This is a genomic window from Planctomyces sp. SH-PL14, assembly GCF_001610835.1.
GTDB lineage: Bacteria > Planctomycetota > Planctomycetia > Planctomycetales > Planctomycetaceae > Planctomyces_A.
This window is the reverse complement of the sequence record NZ_CP011270.1, coordinates 4,955,134-4,976,283: the sequence shown is the minus strand read 5'-3', so window position 1 is coordinate 4,976,283 and position 21,150 is coordinate 4,955,134. Positions and strand designations below refer to the sequence as shown.

Sequence of the window (21,150 nt, the reverse complement as noted above, 5' to 3'; positions counted from 1 at the left end):
GCCCTGGACCCGGACAGCCAGCCACCTTCTCCAACTCTTCCTTCAGCCTTCCGCCTTAAGCCTCCAGCCTCTCCTCCGACACTGACATTGACACCCTTCGACCATCGCCCCTAGCGTTGCCAGGTGACCACGGTATCCAGGGAAGGACTCCGCCATGTTTCTGCTCGGCCATCTGCTCAAGCGCTTCGTTCAAGTCGGGACTCTCACGGTCATCGACGCCCACGGCCGCCAGCACACATTTACCGGCTCCGCGGGCCCCCGCGTCGCCTTCCGCATCACCAACCCCGCCCTCCACCGCCGGCTGTTCTTCAACCCGGACCTGGCCCTCGGCGAAGGGTACATGAACGGCGAGATCCAGTTCGAAGAGGGGACCCTCTACGACTTCCTGGAGCTCTTCAACCTCAACAAGCTCTCGCTCGACGGCTACCCACTCCAGTCCGTGCTCCGGCGGTTCTCCAAGGCCCTGCGGTTCATCACCCAGCACAACCCCATCGGCAAAGCCCAGCAGAACGTCGCCCACCACTACGACCTCTCGGCGGAGCTCTACTCGCTGTTCCTCGACCCGGACCAGCAATACTCCTGCGCCTACTTCCAGGATCCGTCCGACACGATCGAAGCCGCCCAGATCCAGAAGAAGCGGCACATCGCAGCCAAGCTCCTGCTCCGCCCCGGACAGAAAGTCCTCGACATCGGCTGCGGCTGGGGCGGGATGGCCCTGGCCCTGGCACAGCTGGAAGACGTCCACGTCACCGGCGTGACGCTCTCGGTCGAACAGCACCAGATCGCGACCGCGCGAGCGGCCAACCTCGGCCTGGCTCACCGGGTCAAGTTCGAGCTGCGGGACTACCGCGAACTGACGGGACAGTTCGACCGGATCGTGTCGGTCGGAATGTTCGAGCATGTCGGCGTGACGCACTACGACGAGTTCTTCACCAAGGTCAAAGGACTGCTGACCGACGACGGCGTCATGCTCCTGCACTCCATCGGGCGGATGGCCATCCCGGGACGGACGGGCCCGTGGATCCGGAAGTACATCTTCCCCGGCGGCTACACCCCGTCGCTGTCCGAAGTCTTTCCGGCGACCGAGCGCCAGCGGCTGTGGGTCACCGACGTGGAAGTCCTGCGTCTGCACTACGCCGAAACGCTCCGGTGCTGGGCCGCCAAGTTCGCGGAGAACCGGGAGCGAATCAAAGCGATCTATGACGAGCGGTTCTGCCGGATGTTCGAGTTCTATCTGGCCTGTGCGGAGATGGTCTTCCGGCACGGCAGCGGAATGGTGTTCCAGATGCAGCTCGCCAAAGACCGGTCCGCGGTCCCCCAGACGCGGGACTACATGTTCAACGCCGAGCGGGCGATGGCCGCCCCGCTGCCACAGCGCCGCGCCGCCTGAAGTGCACGACTCCAACGTCTCCCGGTCTCCGGGTCTCTCGGGTCGATGACCCCCGGATGCGCCGCGCTGCCGCCCGCCGGTCGCACCGGCCACGATGGAGTCGTCCGCCGCGCACCCGCTGGAGCGCACCCGCTCGGAATCGCCTGCAAAAAAAACGGGATCTCGTGTCGATCCGCGCTCAGCCTGTTCGACGGTTGTGTGGCAGCACAACTTGACCCCCGGAGGATCGACATGCGATTCATCAGCATTTTCACGCACGAACCCAACAGCAACACCCCGCCCACCGAGGCCGAAATGGCCAAAATGGGCCAGCTCATCGAAGACGCCATGAAGGCCGGGTGGCTGATCGCCACCGAAGGCGTCAGCTTCGGCAGCACGGGGGTTCGCGTCCACCGGAGTGCCGGCGGCCAGTTCCGCGTCACGGATGGCCCGTTCGCGGAGGCCAAGGAGGTCCTGGGGGGCTACGCCCTTCTCCAGGCCGCGAGCAAGGAAGAGATCGTCGAGCACACCCGGCGTTTCCTCGAAGTGGCCGGCCAGGGAACGTGCGAGATCTACCAGCTGTATGACGAGTCGATGGGCGATTCCGGCTGCGGATCGGCCGGGTAGTCACACAGACCGGCCCAGGTCGTCGAACCCGGCATCCCGTCCTCGGCTGGATGCCGGGTCACGCCCTTCGGCGCGGCCAGTCGACACACCAGAACAAACGCCACCGACGACCAGCGCCGTCACGGGCGATCACGACGGTTGTCCCGGCCATCGGATCGAGCCGCCGCCGACCCACGGCACATCGACATCGGAGTCAAGTCGCAGCCTCAGGATCAGCTGCGCGGCGTGATGCTGAATGTGACGCAGGTTGTAGAGGTACAGCTCCGCCCGCGACGACAGCCGCCTCTGAAACTGCTCAGGCGCGGCCAGGGTCTGCGCCGTCTCCGCGGCGAGGGTCGCGTTCGCCTTGTCGCGCACGAACTCCAGATACGTCCGGATCTGCGATCGTTCGTAGAGCGATTGCGGCTCGCGGTACTGGAGCTGTTCGTAGTCGCCGAAGAGCTCCGGATTCGCCTGATGAAACGGCTGCCGGCTCAGCCCCTCCTCGTTGAGCTCCAGGTAAAGGTCCGCAAAGAACAGCGTATGGAACGCCACCTGGCAGAAGGGATACTTCGCCACCGGCGCGTTCCAGAGTTCGTCCGGGCACCGCTCCACGGCATGCGCCAAGGTGCACAAGCTGGCGGCAAACTGGGTCGCGAGCATCTGCTTGCACAGATCCGTCATCGCCTCACCTCGGGCAGGAGCATTTCGCCCCGCGTCCGCTCAGTCACTTCTCTGCGGCCGGCTCGGGGAGCCGATACGGCTGCTTGTTCTGGTAAAGGGTGAGCCGCTCCCGGAATTCAGCGAGCTGGCCTTCCGAGGCTCCGCGAATCGCCTCTTCCTGGAGGACCACCGCCTGCTCGAAGTTCCCCTGCGCCGCCTGGGCCGCGGCAAAGGCGGCACAGGTGTGTGGCGTGCGGGCGATCCGGACAGCGAACTCGGACTTCGACAGGCCGCGCTGCGGATCGCGAAGCGACTCCTGCGGCGCGGAGGAGAGAATCTCCCCCCAGTGCCCATCGGACTCGGGATCATCCTCCCATTCCTCGCCCGCCGCCTCGAACTCCCGCAACGCCTCCTCATAGCGGCGGAGCCCCTTGAGGGCTGCCCCGCGAATGGCCGGGACCTTGTTGGCCCGTGGCCACTGCTGCCGGATCGCGTCCGTCCCGGCGAGCGCGGCCTCGAACTCCTCCCCCTCGACCCGCAGCCGCGCAACCTGAACCGCCGCGATCAAGTCGGCCGGGTCGCGAGTCATCCTCGCCGACCAGTATTGCAGCCGCTCCTCCCGAGGGAGACCCGCCGCGGGAGGACGGGGGGCGTCCAGCCGTCGGAACCGGACATCGCGAAAGATCACCGCGCCCGCTCGCCGGCCCCGGCTCTCCGGCTGATCTTGTGGCGAGACGGTTCCGAAGGCGAGCCAGCCCCGCGACTCCAGACCCGCCGGCAGCGGCTCGGACCGCGCGAGATCGTCGACCTGGAACTCAACCTCCGTCCCCCACGTCTTGAACTTGATCCGATGCGGGACTCCCGCCTCAAGCGGCAAGTTGGCGGAGTGCCAGCCCACGTGACTGACGTACCCCCGGTCGCGCCGCTCGAGCTTCTTCTCCGGATGCCGCATCGACAGGCTGGCCTCGACCGCCCCCAGCGTGAGGCCCTGGGGACGGCTGAAGACCTGCGCGTCCCCTTCCCGCGACCAGCCGATGCCGACCGCGCCGGGATACGGCGCGGGGTCGGGAATGACGAGCACCGCCTCGGCTTCGAGCGGCGGCTGCAGGCCGATCAGGGGCCGCAGGCACACCAGGGGAGCCCGCGCCGCCCGGGCCGAGAGCGTCACTCCGACCTCGGGATCGGCGAACCATTCGTCCGCGTAGGGTTCCCAGCCCCACAGGGGAGCCTCCGCGCGGAGCGCAACCCAGTTCCCCGCGGCGAAGTCCCGCAACTGGCCGAGCATCGCCTCGGCATGCCGGAAGTAATCGTGCGGACCGGGCTGGGCGGGGGCGCGGCCGCGGAGCGCTGTCCACTCCGTCTCCAGGAGAGCGACGTCGGCGGGACCGAATCCGGGTAGGAGAGGGCCGCGAAGCCGGTCGTCGAAGGCCGCGATCGCCGCGGCGTCTCCCGCGTCTTCGGCCACGAGCCGGGCTGCCAGGTAGCGGCCCGGACGGTTGTCCTTCCGCTGGTCGATCCAGTTCAGGTCCTCTCCCACTTCGGTCAGCAGGAGGGCCGCCTCGTGCCGGAGTCCGGCCGACTCGAGCAGCCGCAGCAACAGGCTGCGATAAGAGCCATCCGCCTCGTGGAGCGCCGCCATGCCGCGCCCCGCGATCGCCGCTTTCCGGTGAGTCAGGAACTTCCGCAGCAGTTCCACCGCGTCGGGGGCGTCGGCCAGGGTCTCCCCTTTGTCCAGTTCGTAGATCCGGTGGGTATCGACCGCCTCGAGAGCCATGTAGGGGATCCGCGTGTCAAAGCGGTCCGTTTCGAGACAGAACCGGCCGGTGCCGAGGATCAATCCGGGGCGGCCGCCCCACCTCGTCGTCAGCGAGAACAGGTAGCTTTCATACGCGGAGGCGTCGTCGTACTGCGCCTCGATCGTCTGGAGGAACCAGAACCGCGTCCCTTCGCCGCTCCCCTGGCCTCCCATCGCGATCTGAATCATGAGCGCGGGGGCATAAGGGAGATCCGGGCGGAGGGACCATGCGTATTCGAGGTGGTCAGTCGCCATCTGCATGTATTTCTCGAACCCCTTCCACTGGTCGGGACGGACCTGGGCCGCCCACCGCCAGCCGCGGCTGGACCAGCCCTGATCCATGAACACCTCGCCGAGCAGTGTGTGGGGGATGTAGGGATCGATCGCCCGGGCTTCAGTCAGGGCCAGGAGGAACAGCCGCCGGTCGGCGGCCGGCCAGGAGCGATAGAGACGGGATACTCGCTCCATGGAGCTGCGGGTCCAGGCCGGGTCGGCCGCCTCTTCCTCCAGCCATGCGACCAGCGCCGGAAGGGCGTCCCGAAGGGCGGCGACGCGGCGGTCCGAGTCTTCCGCGGGGATGAAGTCTCGAAGATAGAGCCGCCCGTACGAGGCAACGATCCTGGGGTAGCCGGAGTCGGCCAGATCCCGCAGGGCCTCCAGGATGAGAGTCCGGCACTCTTCACGGTCTCGTCCCCCTTCCCATTGCAGATTCGCGTGGTGGACCCGGATCATCGGATCGCGGCTCCCCGCGTCGATCGCCTTTGTCGCCAGGTCGCGCAGCCCCGGCTGGGCGCGAGGATCGTTCGGACGGGTCGCCACCTGCCGCAGGTAGGCGTCAAGGAACGCTTCGCCGGCGGTGCGGGCCGGTCCCTGGTCTTGCGTGCGGGTGCGATACGCCTCCAGTTCCCGCAGGCGGAACCGCAGGTATTCCTCGGCGACGGTGGCCTGCGTGCGGATCGTCTCCGGGGTGGGGAGGGACTGGTCCCAGAACCTCCAGGACTGCTTCCGGACCCGTTGCGCCGCGACGGAGGCGAAGGCAGACCGGGCGGTGGCGAGCCGGACTTCGGAGGCGACCTCGATCAGCGAGTCATCGGCGAAGCCCCGGGCGACTGGTCCGCGTTGCAACGCGGCGAGCCGCGCGGCCCGCTCATCCCGTTGGCGGCGGGCATTGTCGAAGGCGGACCAGAGCTGGAGTCCCAGGCCCGCGGTGAGAGAAATCAGAACGGCTCCCAGGAGGAGGAGGCGGAGGTTGACCCTCGGCGCGGGCAAGGGCTCGTGTTCGTGGTCGGACATCGCGTTCTCGGACGAAGGTGGAGCCGTCCGGCCTCGACGTTGGCCCGGGCCCGGGGCTGTGGGAGACAGTCTACCGTCTCGCGGCAGCGGGATCTCCCGAGGCGATTCATCGCTCCGATCGCCGTCGAGCGAACCACAGTTAAGTCGGGTGCGTTGAGGCCTTGCGAAACGCACCAAAACCCGTGCGATCGAAGGGACCGCCGTCAAGGGGCCTGAGGAACGTCGAATCGGGTTGGCGAGCCCTCAATGTTCTGGCTGGCTCCGTTAACCGAGAACACGGATCATCGAGCGTTCTCTGGCGATATTTCCCAGGCACGACAGGCGTGCGCCGATTGAGCGGCGTCCCCTCCTCGGACCGACGCCATGAGCAAATCCCTCACAACAAAGCAGCGGGCCTTCCTCGGAGCCTACCAAACCTACGGCATCGTCCGGATCGCCGCCGTCAAAGCGGGCGTCTCCCGCGAACTCCACTACAACGCCCTCCGGGTCTCCGAAACCTACCGCCAGGCCCTCGCCGCCATCGATCAGGAGCATGCGCTGCACCTCGAAGAGCAGGCCCGAACCATCGCCCGGAATCAGGGCGTCCCCGAGCCGGTCTTCTACGGCCGAAAGCTCGTCGGCTTCCAACGCCGCTTCTCCGACAAGCTCCTGATCTGCCTCCTCCAAGCCAACAACCCCGAAAAGTTCCGCCGCCCCAAAGCTCCCCGCACGCGACGCCCCAAACCTGACACTCAGGTGGTTTTCCGCCCGCACCGAACAGCCCGAACACGTCGCAGGCCACCGAAACGACGTTCCCCACCGACTCCGCCCCTGACCGGCCCCCTGACAGCCGAGCAGCAGTCCCTCGCCTCGCTCAAGCAGCTGCACGCCCTCCGCCTCGAAGAAGAAGCCCGAACCATCGCGATCCAGGGCCTCCCCGAACCGGTCTACTACGGCCGAAAGATCGTCGGCGTCCGGCGCCGGTACTCCGACCGCCTCCTGATCTGCCTCCTCGAAGCCAACAACCCCGCAAAGTTCCGCCGGCCCCGCACCCGGCGGAAAAGAAGGAAACCTGACAGTGGAGAGATTTCTTCGACGCCCTTCGCGGACGTCGACGCAGAAATGCGAGCCCGGTCCTACGCCGCAGCGACGCGCCACCGAGGAAGCCTCTGCTCAAGACTCGAACCCGCAGGCTGCGCAGAGGTGAAGGGGGCATCTCGCACCGAGCCGCGCCTGGACACTCCCTCCTTCAGACAACTCCCGACGGCCAGGCCTCCGGCGGGCAGGGGGCGGCCCCTGCACGCCGCCAGGGTGTCCCCTGGACCCAGCTGGCGAATGGCATCGAACTGCGCAAAGAACATCCGTCCGCCGGGCACGCTTTCTGGCCTTCGCTCAAAAACCGAACTCGCCGAGTCGGCTCCCATAGCTCAAACCCATCGTGCCCCGGCCACCCCGGTCCAGCGGGACGCTGGGTTGTCCCCGACCCAGTTTCGCCGTACTTTGAAATCCGTATTCCTTGATGCGTCTCAAAAGGAAACCCGGCACCACGCCGGGGATGGGGTTGGCATTGCGTTCGTCACTCTGGCTCGTCGTCTCCATCGCCTTGGCCGGGCCCCACCTCGCTCGGGCGAGCGAACCCCTGCACTTCAACCGAGACATCCGCCCCCTTCTCTCGGAGAACTGCTTCTACTGCCACGGACAGGACAGCAACAAACGCCAGGCCGACCTCCGCCTCGACGACCGCAAAACCGCGATCGACATGGGCGCCATCACCCCCGGGGACATCGAAAAGAGCAGCCTCCTCGAACGGATCCGCTCCACCGATCCCGACGTCATGATGCCGCCCCCCAACTCCAACCGCGTCCTCTCGGCGGAGCAGAAGGCCCGGCTCGAACGCTGGGTCACCGAAGGGGCCGAATACGAAACCCACTGGGCCTTCGTCCCCCCTCAGCGTCCTCCCGAACCGGAGACCAAGCGGACGGACTGGGTCCGCAACTCGGTCGACCGCTTCATCCTCGCCCGGCTGGAAGCCGAAGGCCTCGCCCCCTCCCCCGAAGCGGACCGCGCCACCCTGATCCGCCGGCTCTCGATCGACCTCGTCGGACTGCCTCCCACGCCGGCGGAAGTCGACGCCTTCGTCGCCGACCCCGACCCCAAGGCCTACGAGAAACTCGTCGAACGGTTCCTCGACAGCCCGCACTACGGCGAGCGGATGGCTCTCCCCTGGCTCGACGCCGCCCGCTACGCGGACAGCAACGGCTTCCAGCAGGACGGCGACACCTGGCAATGGATCTGGCGGGACTGGGTCGTCCGGGCCCTCAACACCGACCTCCCCTTCGACCAGTTCACGGTCTGGCAGCTCGCCGGCGACCTCCTGCCGGACGCCACGACCGACCAGAAGATCGCCAGCGGCTTCAACCGCAACCACCTCCTCAACGGCGAAGGGGGCGCCATCGCCGAAGAGCAGCGGTTCGTGATCCTCTTCGACCGCATGGACACCACGGCGACGACGTGGCTCGGCCTCACCATGGCCTGTGCCCAGTGCCACGACCACAAGTACGACCCGATCACGCAGCGGGACTACTACAGCCTCATGGACGCCTTCAACCGCGTCCCCGAGAGCGGCACCCCTCAGCGGTTCTCCTCGCGGATCCGCGTCGCCCCGCCTCTCATCGAGCTGCCGACCGAAGAGAACCAGCAGCGGATCGCGGAGCTCGAAAAGAAGATCGCCGACCTCGAGCCCCAGGCCAAGCAGGGGGCGGACGCGGCCTTCATTGGCTGGCGGACCGGCCTCCTCGTGGATGGCAAGCCGGGCGAAGGGAAGCAGCTTCCCGAGCCGATCGTCGCGATCCTCAAGAAGCCCGACGGAGAGCGGTCGGACGAGGAGAAGAAGACCCTCGAAGCCAGCCTGCGGAAGCACTTCGAAGAGAAAGTCCGGCCGGGGATCGCGGGACAGATCCCGGCGCTCGGACGCCTGGAGAAGGCCCGCAACGACCTGGCGAATTACAAGGCGGACCAGATCCCGCGGGTCATGGTCATGAGCGACGCCAAGCCCCGCGAGACCTCGATCCTCGACCGCGGCGAGTACCTCAATCCCAAGGAGAAGGTGACCTTCAACACGCCCGCCTTCCTGCCGCCGCTGCCGGAAGGGGCGCCGCGGGATCGGCTGGGACTGGCGCGGTGGCTCGTCTCGGCGGAGCACCCGCTGACCGCCCGCGTGCAGGTCAACCGGATGTGGCAGCACTTCTTCGGGACCGGACTCGTGAAGACCGCCGAGGACTTCGGCGTCCAGAGCGAGTTCCCGATCCACGGCCCGCTCCTCGACTGGCTCTCGGTCGAGTTCCGCGAGAAGGGCTGGAGCATGAAGACGATCCACCGGCTGATCGTCACCAGCAGCACCTATCGTCAGTCGAGCCGCATTACCCCCGACCTGCAAAGCCGCGACGCGGAGAACCGCCTCCTCGCCCGGGCCAGCCGCTTCCGCATGCCCTCCCTGCTTCTGCGGGACTGGGCCCTCGGGGCGGCGGGGATGCTCGATTCGAAGATTGGCGGTGTGCCGGTCTATCCCTATCAGCCCGACGACATCTGGGAAGCGCTCGCCATCACGAAGGAGCGGGACTTTACGTACCCCGCTTCCAAGGGGACGGACCTGTACCGGCGGAGTCTCTACACCTTCTGGCGGCGGACGGTCGGCCCGGCGAACATGTTCGATGCCTCCAACCGCCAGACCTGCCGTGTCCGTCAGGCGACCACCAGCACGCCGCTCCATGCGCTGACGACCCTCAACGACCCGACCTGGGTCGAGGCTGCCCGCTCTCTCGCTCAGAACGCGTGGAAGTCGGCGGGAGAGCTCGACGCCCGGTTGACCGATGCGTTTCGTAAGGTCCTTGGACGCCGTCCTGCGGACCGGGACCTGGCCGCGTTGCGGAAGTCGTACGAGCGGCAGCTCGCGCTCTTCCAGGCTCATCCCGAAAACGCCAAGTCGTTCCTGGCGGTCGGCTCCGCCCCGCGGGACGAAGCGATTCCCGCCCCCGAGCACGCTGCTCTGTCTGCGGTTTGCCTCGGCCTCCTGAACCTTGATGAAGCGATGACGAGAGAGTGAGCGTTAGCAATAGTTAGTCCCCCCCAACTCCAAGTATAAAAAGAGTTTTAAATCCCAACCCAACATCATCAATATGAACCGGGGTCCAGGGGGTCACCCCTGGTGGGGGATGCAAGGGGGCAACGCCCTCTTGCCCGCCGGAGGCTGACCGTCGAGAGATGTCTGAAGGAGAGGGTGTCCAAGCGCGGACGCCGTGTCGTATGCCCCCCTCATCAACCCGCGGGGATTGCAAAGCAAGCTGTGTGGATTGAGGGAGTCCTCATAGCTGGTGCCACAAAGGGGACGTCCGTTGTGTACCACGGTTCCTCACAGGAATGCCTCCGGCGGCAAGGGGGCGTGGCCCCCTTGACCCCAGGTGGCCGTGGCACGTTGGGTTTGAGCTAACAACGCTGTGCCGGCAAGGACATGGCTCGAACCGATAGAGACCGACCACCAGTTCACTTAACTTCGACATTATGAACTTCTCCCACGACCTCTTCCGCGAGAACATCCACCGCGTCACGCGGCGGCAGATGTTCGGCCAAACCGCCGGCGGGATCGGCGTCGCCGCCCTCGCCAGCCTGATGCAGCAGTCCGGCGCCTCCGCCGCCACCGAAGGAGACAAGACCCCGCGCGGCCTCCCGGGCCTGCCGCACCACGCCCCCAAGGCCAAACGCGTCGTCGTCTTCTGGCAGGGAGGCGGCCCCTCGCACCTCGACCTCTTCGACGACAAACCGGTCATCCGCGAGATGGCCGGCAAAGACATCCCCGACACCGTCCGCGGCTCGACCCGGCTCTCGACGATGTCGAGCGGCTACGGCAAATGGCCCTGCGTCCCCGCGATCAAGCCCCACAAGAACTACGGCAAAGCCGGCACCCGGATGAGCGAGATGCTGCCCAACATCGGGGCCCTCGCCGACGACCTGTGCCTCGTCCGCTCCATGCACACCGAGGCGGTCAACCACGCCCCCGGCGTCACGTTCTTCATGACCGGAGCCCAGGTCCCCGGCCGCCCCAGCATGGGAGCCTGGCTCTCCTACGGCCTCGGGAGCGAGACCGACAACCTGCCGACGTTCGTCGTCATGACGTCGAGCGACAAAGGGAAGACCTGCGGGCAGCTCTTCTTCGACTACTACTGGGGAAGCGGCTTCCTCCCGAGCCGGTTCCAGGGGGTCAAGTTCCGCAACTCGGGTGACCTCGTCCCGTATCTCGCGAACCCGCCCGGCGTGACGGGTGAGGCCCGGCGGGCGCTCCTTGACGACATCGCGTCGATGAACGCCCAGCACCTGGCGGACTATGGCGACCCCGAGATCGACACCCGCATCGCCCAGTACGAGATGGCGTTCCGGATGCAGTCGAGCGTCCCGGACCTTGTCGACTTCTCAGGCGAGACGAAGTCGACCATCGAGCGCTACGGACCGGACGCTCTCGTGAAGGGTTCCTACGCGAACAACTGCCTCATCGCCCGGCGGCTGCTCGAGCGCGGGGTCCGGTTCGTCCAGCTCATGCACGCCGGCTGGGACCAGCACGGCAACCTGTTCACGCAGCTCGAAGAGAACTGCAAGGACACCGACGCTCCGTCGGCCGCTCTCGTCCAGGACCTCAAGGACCGGGGGCTCCTCGACGACACGCTGGTCGTCTGGGGGGGCGAGTTCGGCCGCACGCCGTTTGGTCAGGGGGACCCGGCGAGTCCCAAGGGGCGGGACCACTTTGGCAAGGCTTACAGCTGGTGGCTGGCGGGTGGTGGGATCAAGCCGGGGACGGTTTATGGTGCGACGGATGACTTCGCTTGGAACATCGTGGAGAACCCGGTCCACGTTCATGACATGCAGGCGACGATGCTGCATTGTTGTGGAATTGATCATACGCGGCTGACGTTCCGTTATCAGGGACGGCAGTATCGTCTGACGGATGTTCATGGTGAGGTGGTGGAGGGAATTTTGGCGTGACGGCCAGCGCTCTGCGGATCGACCGGTCCGTGGTTCAACACAAAGACTCAAAGACAAGAAGGCCTAAGAACCGGGTCCAGGGGCTACCCTGGTGGGGGATGCAAGGGGGCAACGCCCCTTTGCCCGCCGGAGGCCTGGCCTGTCTCGATCTCACTGAAGGAGCGCGTGTCCAAACGCGGCCACCGTGTCGGATGCTCGCTCACCAACCCGCGGGGATTGCAGAACAAGCGTTGAGTCTTCAACGCCGGCTCCACAAAACGGACGTCCGTTGTATCCCACGGGGCCTCATGGAAGCGCCTCCGGCGGCAAAGGGGCGAGGCCCCCTTGACCCCGGCTGCCGTCGCACGTTGGGCCTGAGGGAGCATCGTCGTGCCGGCGAGAACGCGGCGCGAAGGTCCCCGAGAGATCGAACACGCCTCCCTCAATCGCCAAACGCCTCAGCAAGAGAAGACTGCCCGCCCCACGATCCTCCTTCCCCAACCTGCCGATGCCCCCCTTCGACACTCCGCTTCCCCGCCGTCAGTTTCTCGGAACCGCAGCCGGACTCTCCGCCGCCAGCCTGGCCCTGACCGCCTCGGCCCAGGAAAAGGATTCGACACCCGCCCCGTCCCCCTCACCCTCCCCCTCCGCCACTCTGCGGCCGCATCCCCTGATGGCCACGGCTCACGCCGGAATCGCCCGCGTCCGCGACGCCGCTCTCGCCATCCTCCGGCCCACGCCGGCCGAGCTGGAACGGGGACTGGCGCTGCATCGGGAGAGCCTCGTCTTCGATTCCTACGGTTTCGCCCCCCGCGCCGCGGTCGACGGCGCCGCCCTCAAGGCCCTCGACGAGGCGAAGGCCTCCGACGCCGAGATGCAGGACGCCCGCGAAGAGATGGGGATGATCCGGCCGGCGCTCAGCACGCTCGAGAGCGAAGAGTTCCGCGAGGCGCTGACCTGCAGCGGCGTCACCGCCATCTTCCAGAACGCCGGCGAGGAGGGGCAGGACCCGCTGATGCTCCTCAAGCGGCTGGCCCGTTTCACCTACCTGGGGGACAAACTCCGCGGCACGCTCGTCCGCGCCACCCAGCCCGACGACATCCTCGCCGCCAAGAAGGCCGACCGGCACTGCCTCTATCTCACGGGCAACGGCGTTCCACTCCCGCAGGCCTGGGTCACGGCGGAAGAGGAGCTCGGCTACATCCGGGTCTTCTACCAACTCGGCATCCGGATGATGCACCTCACCTACAACCGCCGCAACATGCTCGGCGACGGCTGCGCGGAGCCGGCCAACGGCGGCCTCAGCGACCTCGGGCGACTGGCCATCGAAGAGATGAACCGCGTCGGTGTGATCGTCGACGTCGCGCATTCCGGCTGGAAGACCAGTCTCGAAGCCGCCAAAGCCTCGAAAAAGCCGATGGTCGCGAGCCACACGGTCTGCGGCGCCCTCAACAGCCACATCCGCTCCAAGCCGGACGAGGTGATCCGCGCCATCTGCGACACCGGCGGCCTCATCGGGATCTGCTGCATCGCCCCGTTCCTGGCCCGGACCGGCGACATTGCCGCCCTCCTCGACCACATCGACTACGCCGCGAAAACCTTCGGTGTCGAACACGTCGCGATCGGGACGGACGTCTCCCACACCTCCCAGCACAGCGCCGCCGAAAACGCCAAAGTCCCCCGCCGCGCGGCCCGCCGCACCCGCTTCGCCGCCCTCTGGCCCGACGGCGCCCTCGGCGGAAACTGGCCCCGGCAGGACAGCCTCGCCTGGACCAACTGGCCCCTCTTCACTGTCGGCCTCGTCCAGCGGGGCTACAAGGACGACGACATCCGAAAGATCCTTGGAGAGAACGTGCTCCGCGTCTGCCGCGATGTCCTCGTCGACAGCACACCGTCGGCCTGACCGAACCTGTTGCCACAGTAGGCGACCAGCCCATCGAATGTCTGTACCGATAGAGCCATGACGATTCTCGAACGCCTGCTGCGGCACGACGCTTGGACAACCCGGGAGCTGCTGCTGCGAGCGGCAAAGCTGCCGGACGCCGCGCTGGACCAGGAGTTCGACCTCGGCTACCGGACACTCCGTCGCACCTTCGTCCACATGATCAGCAACATGGAATGCTGGTGCGATCTGATGACCGGATCTCCTCAACGGGAAAACGTTCCCGGAGAAGCCGCGAATTCGATCGCCGGACTGATCGAGCGACTCGATCGCGTGGCGGCGGAGCTGCTGGCCCTGGGCGAATCGGTCGAGCGCGAGGACCGGGCGGACGACGAGTTCGTCGACGCTCTCGACAATCCTCCCCGGAGAAAGCCGCTCGGAGCGGGCCTCGTCCACATCGCGACGCACGGAATGCACCACCGGGCCCAGTGCCTCTACTTCCTCCGCCGGCTCGGCGCGGCCGATTTACCGGAAGGAGATGCCCTCAGCTGGGAACTCGCCCACCGCGGCCTCGACCATTTTCCCCTCGCCAGTGCCCCTCCTGCTTCCGAATGAGCAGCCACCACGATTCCAGAAACACTCGTCCGGAGAAGACTCAGCGGCCCAAAAGAAAAACGCATCGCCCCCACAGTGAGGACGATGCGCTTCGAGGAGAGACTATCGAGGTCCGATCCCAGTCGGAACTAGGCGATCGACTTGATCGTCTTGAGGATCCGGCTGACGATCTTGTACGGGTCGGCCTGGCTGTTCGGCCGGCGGTCTTCGAGGTAGCCCTTGTAAGCGTCGCCAGCGACGAAGCTGTGGGGGATCCGGATCGAAGCGCCGCGGTTGGCGACACCGTAGTTGAACTTGTCGATCGACTGCGTTTCGTGGAGACCGGTCAGCCGCATGTGGTTGTCCGGACCGTAGGCGGCGATGTGCTCGTCCTTGAACTTGTCGAAGGCGCCCATCAGCTTCTCGAAGTATTCCTTGCCGCCCTTGTCCCGGAGGATCGCGGTCGAGAAGTTCGTGTGCATGCCCGAGCCGTTCCAGTCGACGTCCTTGCCCAGCGGCTTGCAGTGCCAGTTGATGTCGACGCCGTACTCTTCGGTCAGGCGGAGCAGGAGGTAGCGGGCCATCCACATGTCGTCGCAGACCTTCTTCGAACCCTTGCCGAAGATCTGGAATTCCCACTGACCCTTCGCCACTTCGGCGTTGATCCCCTCGAGCTCGATGCCGGCGTCGAGGCAAATGTCGATGTGTTCTTCAGCGATCTGGCGGGCGACCGAGCCGACGTTCTTGTAGCCGACGCCGGTGTAGTACGGACCCTGCGGAGCCGGGTAGCCTTCCGTCGGGAATCCGAGGGGCTTGCCCTCTTCCCAGAAGAAATATTCCTGCTCGAACCCGATCCAGAGGTCTTCCGACTCTTCGACCGTGGCGCGGAAGTTCGACGGATGCGGTTCGCCATTCGGGAGGAGAACTTCGCACATGACCAGGAAGCCGTTCTTCCGGGTCGAGTCCGGATAGAGGGCGACCGGCTTCAGAACGCAGTCCGAGCTCTTGCCTTCAGCCTGCTGGGTCGAGCTGCCGTCAAAGCCCCACAGCGGGAGGTCGGCGACGGTCTTGGGGGCCTTCGAGACGACCTTTGTCTTGCTGCGCAGGTTCGGCTCGGGCAGGTAGCCGTCGAGCCACACGTACTCCAACTTGTACTTGTCGGCGGAAGCCATCAGTCAATTCTCCAAACGAAATCATGTGGCGAGGCGCCTGCATGTTCTCAGGGAGACAGGGAACCATGTCCCCGCCCGGTGCCGAAGTCGAGCGCTCCACCGATCCACCGGAACTTCGTCCTACTCCGCTGGCGGTCCGTCAACTCATGCTGCCTCAAACAGGCAGAGTCGGGCACAGTGCCCTTCTCTTCAGCAGGAATGCACACAAACCTCGCAGCCATGCGAGGTGTTGTCAGAGAATACAGAGGAAATTCCCGACAATTGCGTGCCCTCCCCACTCATTGCTCAGGATATAGGCAAACAGTATGCCGTCGAGCGTCGGATCCAACCGCCGCTCCGCTTCGCGGCAAATCCATGATTCAAGGCGGGAAATCCGACGCCCAGGACCTGTGCCGGTCCTGTCGACTCCGGTGGCCGGCAGAGGCTGGACCGGAACCGCATTCATATCAGCGGTGGCTTCCGGGTTGTGATGTGCGGGGAGAGGGGAGCCATCTCGCCGTTCAGCGCGATGTAGTCCGTCCAGCGGGCCGGGACGTCCCCCTCGTGGTAGATCGCGGCGACCGGGCATTCCGGAACGCACGCCCCGCAGTCGATGCATTCGTCGGGATGAATGAACAGCATCTGCGCCCCTTCGTAGAAACACTCCGCCGGGCAGACCACCACGCAATCGGTATACTTGCAGCCGAAACACGGCTCCGTCACGACCATCGCCATCGCGCACCTCCGGATCAGGACCTTCCGGCGACCTCCGACAGGAGACCGCCCCCGGGAGAGATGGCATTGCAGGCCCGACCCCGGACAGCGGATTCGCCGGCGGGAACGATTTCGGCCAGAATTCCATGACCGTTCCGCCCCTGCCCCCATCCGAGCCTCTGCCTCCGCCGATTCCACCGCGAATTGCGGGACCGCTGCCGGGCGGTGCAACAACCGCCGAGATCCTGGCGGCCTGCCGCCAGGGACACCCGGGGGCGGCCGACGCCCTCTTTCGCCAGTACTTTTCCAAGCTGGTCGAGCTGGCCCGACGCCGCCTCTCGCGGCGTCTCGCCCGCCGGATCGATGCGGAAGACGTCGTGCTCTCGGCCTACCGGAGCTTCTTCATCCGCCTGCGGGACGACTCAGGGTTTCCCGAAACGGAAACCGCCGACGATCTGTGGGCCCTTCTGGTCACGATCACCCGCCGAAAAATCGCGAAGCAGTCGCGCCGGCACTGGGCCGGGAGGCGGAGCGTCGCCCGTGAGATTTCGGACGGTGCCTCGCTCGAGCCGGTTGCCTCCGCGGCGCCGGCCGAGGCGGCCGCCGTTCTGGAGGAGGAAGTCGAGCAGCTTGTCGCCTCGCTGCGGCCCACCGATCGGGAGGTCCTGATTCGATCGCTTCAGGGACTGACCTCCGCGGAGATCGCCGCGGAACTGAACTGCGCCGAACGGACGGTCCGCCGCGCCCGCCACCGGATCGATGACGCAATTTCCTCCCGGCGGGCGGCGGAATCCCTGCCCGGAGCACCCGTTCGGGGAATTTCTGACCCCGATCTCAACCCGACACACCGGCAGACCGACCTGCTGCTCCAACAGATGGCCGGTGAGGGAAGCTTTTCGAAGGTCTACCGCGCTCTCGACCGGACGAACGGAGAGACGGTCGCCGTCAAATTCCTCAAGAAGGACCAGTGGAGCGACCCCCGCGCCGTCGCCGCTCTCGTCCGGGAGCATGAGATCCTCCGCCGACTCGACCACCCCGGCATCGTCGGAGTCCGCGGATGGGGAATCACTCGCGCCGCCGCGCCGTTCCTGGTCCTCCAATGGATCGATGGCACCAGGCTCGCCGAATGGAATCGCAACAACCACCTGCTGCGCGAAACACTCAGCATTGCCCGTCAGATCGCCGAGGCCCTGGCCGCGGCCCACTCCTTGGGAATAACCCACGGGGATCTCAGCCCTGCCAATGTCCTCCGCACCCGAAACGGACACGTTCTGCTGACCGATTTCGGCTTCGCCCAACAGCGCGACCGCCCTCACCATCCAGGCACCGCGGGGGGAACACCCGGATTCCTGGCACCGGAGCTCCTGGCCGACCCACATCACCCGGCCGCCCCCTCAGCCGATGTCTATGGATTCGGAGCGATCCTGCACTTCCTTCTGACCGGTCAATCTCCTGCCGGACGGGGCCACGCCACGCCTTCCAGTGCTGAACTTCGCGTCGCCTTCGCCAATGCGCACGACGAACTCGGCCCCGCCATCGCACAACAACTGCCGGAGCTGCTCTCCTGTTGCCTGGCCCTGCATCCCGAAGAGCGTCCCGTCAATCTCCTGGCGGCACTCCGGCCTTTCGATTCCGCCTGAGCGCCCCGTCCCTCTATAATCCAACGTTCCGACGGGAATCGGATCTGGAGGTCAGCTCAGCGCGCACAAAAAAACCTCTCTTGGAGTGAACCAAGAGAGGTTTAAAAGTTCCCGGCAATAACCTACTTTCGCACCTTTCGGCACTATCATCGGCTCCAGAGGCTTAACGGTCGTGTTCGGAATGGGAACGAGTGTGACCCTCTAGATAAAGTCACCGAGATGTCCGACTGAGCCCGTTAGGACTCAGCCGGAGTATCAAGATGGTTTGAAGCAAGTGTGTGGAACCTATTCGTCCACCAGGCGCTGTGATATCGCTTTGCGATATGGTTTTGACCTAATCCTGCTCTCGCGTCCGACCCTGCGAACAGGGCCGGCGAACGATCCAGAACTAAAATGATCAAGCAATCGTCCGTTAGTACCAGTCAGCTGAGATGGTTACCCACCTTACACGTCTGGCCTATCAACCTGGTCGTCTTCCAGGGGACTCATCGAGACCTTATCTTGGGACTGGCTTCGTGCTTAGATGCTTTCAGCACTTATCCAAACCGGACGTGGCTACCCTGCACTGCCCCGAGCGGGACAACAGGGACACCATAGGTCCGTCCTTCCAAATCCTCTCGTACTAAAGAAAAACTCCCTCAAGTCTCGTACGCCCACACCAGATAGGGACCGACCTGTCTCACGACGGTCTGAACCCAGCTCACGTACCACTTTAATCGGCGAACAGCCGAACCCTTGGGAGCTTCTCCACCCCCAGGATGTGATGAGCCGACATCGAGGTGCCAAACCCCACCGCCGCTATGGACGCTCGGGTGGGATCAGCCTGTTATCCCCAGAGTACCTTTTATCCGTTGAGCGACGGCCCTTCCATTCGGAACCGCCGGATCACTAAGCCCGACTTTCGTCTCTGCTCGACTTGTAGGTCTCGCAGTCAAGCACCCTTCTACCTTTACGCTCTTCGCCTGATTGCCAACCAGGCTGAGGGTACCTTTGGGCTCCTCCGTTACCTTTTTGGAGGAGACCGCCCCAGTCAAACTGCCCAACTGGCACTGTCCACTGCCCGGATTCACGGGACAGGGTTAGATATCAAACAGGCCCAGGGTGGTATTTCAACGACGGCTCTGAGAGAGCTAGCGCCCCCTCTTCGAAGCCTCCCACCTATCCTACACAAGACATGTCTAATACCAATACCAGCCTGCAGTAAAGGTTCATGGGGTCTTTCCGTCACGGTGCGGGAACGTGGCATCTTCACCACGGCTACAACTTCACCGGGTCGGTGGTTGAGACAGTGCTCCAGTCGTTACGCCATTCATGCAGGTCGGAACTTACCCGACAAGGAACTTCGCTACCTTAGGACCCTCATAGTTAGGGCCGCCGTTTACCGGAGCTTCGGTTGCGGGCTTCAGCTTGCGCCTCACCCTCTTCCTTAACTTACCGGCACCGAGCAGGCGTCAGACACTATACATCCTCTTGCGAGTTCGCAGTGTCCTGTGTTTTTGATAAACAGTCGCTAGAGCCAATTCCTGCGGCCTCGCAATGCTTTAACACATCGCAAGGCGCCCCTTATCCCGAAGTTACGGGGAAAATTTGCAGAGTTCCTTAACCACCGTTCTCCCGCGCGCCTTAGGCTACTCGCCTCGCCTACCTGTGTCGGTTTTAGTACGGTTGCTTGCTTCAACCCTAGAGGCTTTTCTTGGTTATGCTTCAGATGATTTCATCAACCAGGGACTCACGAAATATTCTCGGCAGACGCGGCGGATTTACCACTCCGCAGCCTTGAATACCCCGACGGGCACTTCTAACCGCCCGCTCACCATTCACACAACGTCCCCCCATCGGTCCACAAGTCAGCACAGGAATATTAACCTGTTATCCATCGCCTACGCCCTTCGGCCTCGGCTAAGGTACCGGCTGACCCTGGGCGGAATTACCTTCCCCAGGAAACCTTAGGCTTGCGGCGGACAAGCTTCTCACTTGTCTTATCGTTACTCATTCCGGCATAAACACTTCCGGGCCCCTATACGAAACCTTACGGTTTCACTTGCTGGCACGGAACGCTCTCCTACCGATCCTTGCGGATCCCGCTGCTTCGGCGTCTGACTTACTCCCGTTCATTATCGGTGCACGACTGCTCGACCGGTAAGCTATTACGCACTTTTTAAATGGTGGCTGCTTCTAAGCCAACATCCCGGCTGTCACCGCAATCGGACATCCTTTGTGACTGAGTCAAACTTTGGGGCCTTAGCAGACGATCTGGGTTGTTTCCCTCTCGACTCTGAAGCTTCTCCCTCAGAGACTACCTCCCGTGATAGTTACCGTAGTATTCGGAGTTTGGTCAGGGCGAGTAGCCTTGTGAGCCCTCGACCCAGTTCAGTCTCTCTACCCCCACGGCATAGTTGCACGAGGCTAACCCTAAAGTTATTTCGGAGAGAACGAGCTATCCCTCAGCTTGATGATACTTTTAATCCTCCACACAGGTCATCCCCTGATTTTTCAACATCAGTGAGTTCGGTCCTCCACGCAGTCTTACCCGCGCTTCAACCTGCCCATGCGTAGTTCGCTAAGATTCGCGTCTATTCCCACTGACCATTTACGCCCTATTCAGACTCGGTTTCCCTTAGGCTCCAGTCCTGAAGACTTTAGCCAGCCAGTGACAATAACTCGCCGGATCATTATTCAATAGGCACGCCGTCACTCTTGCGAGCTCCGACAGCTTGTAGGCACACGGTTTCAGGGTCTTTCCCTCCCCTTTCGGGGTTCTTTTCATCGTTCGCTCGCGCTACTAAATTCACTATCGGTCGTCAGAGAGTGCTTAGCCTTACGGGATGGGCCCCGCAGATTCGGTCTCGGTTTCACGTGCCGAGACTTACTCGGGTACCAGTGCATAACGGGACAGGTTGATTTTCAGATACGGGACTATCACCCACTTTGGTCCGGCTTTCCGATCCGGTTCTCTTAATCACCTGTTTTGTAACCCTAACACTGGCCCCACAACCCCAGATACCGTAGCACCTGGTTTGGGCTAGATCCCGTTTCGCTCGCCGCTACTCAGGGAGTCGAGTTTTCTTTCTTTTCCTATGGGTACTTAGATGTTTCAGTTCCCCACGTTCGCCACGTAGACCTATGTATTCAGTCTACGTTGATTCAGGGATCCCGGGATCAATGCCTGTTTGACGGCTCCCCCAGGCTTTTCGCAGCCTTCCACGCCCTTCATCGCCTTCTGACGCCAAGACATCCCCCGTGCGCCCTTAGTAGCTTGACCAAAATAGTTCCAATCCGCTCAACCCGAGTGACAGCTAAGCCACCCCGGCAGCACAGAACAGAACCAGGTCACAGCTCTCACGATACAATCTCGCGTTTCCGCGAGACTCGCTTCGCAAAACCTGATAGACGTTCAAGTTCCTAAGATCGCAAAACTACAACTTACGTTGCCATTTTGAGATGCCACACTTGCT

Annotated in this window: 12 protein-coding genes and 2 rRNA genes; 7 read left to right on the top strand and 7 right to left on the bottom strand. The window is 64.3% G+C overall.

Going from position 1 to position 21,150, the window contains the following annotated elements; genetic code table 11:
• Positions 1–154: 154 nt before the first annotated feature.
• Together VT03_RS18975 and VT03_RS18970 are read left to right on the top strand one after the other, a co-directional pair.
• On the top strand, positions 155–1,390 hold the full coding sequence (locus VT03_RS18975; protein WP_075094434.1) for an SAM-dependent methyltransferase: 1,236 nt from the start codon (positions 155–157) through the stop codon (positions 1,388–1,390).
• Between the two features lie 231 nt (positions 1,391–1,621).
• On the top strand, positions 1,622–1,996 hold the full coding sequence (locus tag VT03_RS18970; protein WP_075094433.1) for a YciI family protein: 375 nt from the start codon (positions 1,622–1,624) through the stop codon (positions 1,994–1,996).
• A 129-nt stretch (positions 1,997–2,125) separates the two neighbouring features.
• Here VT03_RS18970 and VT03_RS18965 read toward each other — a convergent pair whose 3' ends face one another.
• The 3 genes from VT03_RS18965 to VT03_RS33640 all read right to left on the bottom strand — a co-directional run bounded on the left by VT03_RS18965 (position 2,126) and on the right by VT03_RS33640 (position 6,353).
• Positions 2,126–2,659 carry a DinB family protein gene (locus tag VT03_RS18965; protein ID WP_075094432.1) on the bottom strand — a complete coding sequence of 178 codons (534 nt, stop codon included), beginning with the start codon at positions 2,657–2,659 and terminating at the stop codon, positions 2,126–2,128.
• Between the two features lie 43 nt (positions 2,660–2,702).
• Positions 2,703–5,726, bottom strand: coding sequence for a hypothetical protein (locus VT03_RS18960; RefSeq protein WP_075094431.1), 3,024 nt, complete (start codon positions 5,724–5,726; stop codon positions 2,703–2,705).
• Between the two features lie 264 nt (positions 5,727–5,990).
• On the bottom strand, positions 5,991–6,353 hold the full coding sequence (locus VT03_RS33640) for a hypothetical protein (RefSeq protein ID WP_156514607.1): 363 nt from the start codon (positions 6,351–6,353) through the stop codon (positions 5,991–5,993).
• Between the two features lie 919 nt (positions 6,354–7,272).
• Here VT03_RS33640 and VT03_RS18945 point away from each other — a divergent pair.
• The 4 genes from VT03_RS18945 (at position 7,273) to VT03_RS18930 (ending at position 14,211) form a co-directional block, all read left to right on the top strand.
• Positions 7,273–9,807, top strand: a complete 2,535-nt coding sequence (locus tag VT03_RS18945) for a PSD1 and planctomycete cytochrome C domain-containing protein (RefSeq protein ID WP_231870475.1) — start codon at positions 7,273–7,275, stop codon at positions 9,805–9,807.
• A gap of 455 nt (positions 9,808–10,262) precedes the next feature.
• The gene (locus tag VT03_RS18940; RefSeq protein ID WP_075094427.1) at positions 10,263–11,735 is read left to right on the top strand and encodes a DUF1501 domain-containing protein; all 1,473 of its coding nucleotides are present in this window, start codon (positions 10,263–10,265) and stop codon (positions 11,733–11,735) included.
• Between the two features lie 487 nt (positions 11,736–12,222).
• Complete coding sequence (locus tag VT03_RS18935) at positions 12,223–13,617, top strand: dipeptidase (RefSeq protein WP_075094426.1); 1,395 nt, start codon at positions 12,223–12,225, stop codon at positions 13,615–13,617.
• 57 nt (positions 13,618–13,674) lie between these two features.
• On the top strand, positions 13,675–14,211 hold the full coding sequence (locus VT03_RS18930) for a DinB family protein (protein WP_075094425.1): 537 nt from the start codon (positions 13,675–13,677) through the stop codon (positions 14,209–14,211).
• Positions 14,212–14,339: 128 nt separating this feature from the next.
• Here the strand turns inward: VT03_RS18930 and VT03_RS18925 are convergent, their stop codons facing one another.
• Both VT03_RS18925 and VT03_RS18920 read right to left on the bottom strand, forming a co-directional pair.
• On the bottom strand, positions 14,340–15,362 hold the full coding sequence (locus VT03_RS18925) for a glutamine synthetase beta-grasp domain-containing protein (protein ID WP_075094424.1): 1,023 nt from the start codon (positions 15,360–15,362) through the stop codon (positions 14,340–14,342).
• 441 nt (positions 15,363–15,803) lie between these two features.
• Positions 15,804–16,076 (bottom strand): ferredoxin family protein, encoded by a 273-nt coding sequence (locus VT03_RS18920; protein WP_075094423.1) that lies wholly within the window; start codon positions 16,074–16,076, stop codon positions 15,804–15,806.
• 125 nt (positions 16,077–16,201) lie between these two features.
• On the opposite strand from VT03_RS18920, the gene VT03_RS18915 reads away from it, so the two are divergent.
• Positions 16,202–17,695, top strand: a complete 1,494-nt coding sequence (locus tag VT03_RS18915; RefSeq protein WP_075094422.1) for a sigma-70 family RNA polymerase sigma factor — start codon at positions 16,202–16,204, stop codon at positions 17,693–17,695.
• A 109-nt stretch (positions 17,696–17,804) separates the two neighbouring features.
• Here the strand turns inward: VT03_RS18915 and rrf are convergent.
• Together rrf and VT03_RS18905 are read right to left on the bottom strand one after the other, a co-directional pair.
• A 5S ribosomal RNA gene (gene rrf / locus VT03_RS18910) occupies positions 17,805–17,914 on the bottom strand.
• 174 nt (positions 17,915–18,088) lie between these two features.
• A 23S ribosomal RNA gene (locus VT03_RS18905) occupies positions 18,089–20,957 on the bottom strand.
• Positions 20,958–21,150 lie beyond the last annotated feature (193 nt).

Excerpts from the sequence above, each read along its gene's own strand:
- VT03_RS18975 (WP_075094434.1), top strand. The coding sequence starts at position 155 with ATGTTTCTGCTCGGCCATCTGCTCAAGCGCTTCGTTCAAGTCGGGACT.
- VT03_RS18970 (WP_075094433.1), top strand. The coding sequence starts at position 1,622 with ATGCGATTCATCAGCATTTTCACGCACGAACCCAACAGCAACACCCCG.
- VT03_RS18965 (WP_075094432.1), bottom strand. The coding sequence starts at position 2,659 with ATGACGGATCTGTGCAAGCAGATGCTCGCGACCCAGTTTGCCGCCAGC.
- VT03_RS18960 (WP_075094431.1), bottom strand. The coding sequence starts at position 5,726 with ATGTCCGACCACGAACACGAGCCCTTGCCCGCGCCGAGGGTCAACCTC.
- VT03_RS18940 (WP_075094427.1), top strand. The coding sequence starts at position 10,263 with ATGAACTTCTCCCACGACCTCTTCCGCGAGAACATCCACCGCGTCACG.
- VT03_RS18935 (WP_075094426.1), top strand. The coding sequence starts at position 12,223 with ATGCCCCCCTTCGACACTCCGCTTCCCCGCCGTCAGTTTCTCGGAACC.
- VT03_RS18930 (WP_075094425.1), top strand. The coding sequence starts at position 13,675 with ATGACGATTCTCGAACGCCTGCTGCGGCACGACGCTTGGACAACCCGG.
- VT03_RS18925 (WP_075094424.1), bottom strand. The coding sequence starts at position 15,362 with ATGGCTTCCGCCGACAAGTACAAGTTGGAGTACGTGTGGCTCGACGGC.
- VT03_RS18920 (WP_075094423.1), bottom strand. The coding sequence starts at position 16,076 with ATGGCGATGGTCGTGACGGAGCCGTGTTTCGGCTGCAAGTATACCGAT.
- VT03_RS18915 (WP_075094422.1), top strand. The coding sequence starts at position 16,202 with ATGACCGTTCCGCCCCTGCCCCCATCCGAGCCTCTGCCTCCGCCGATT.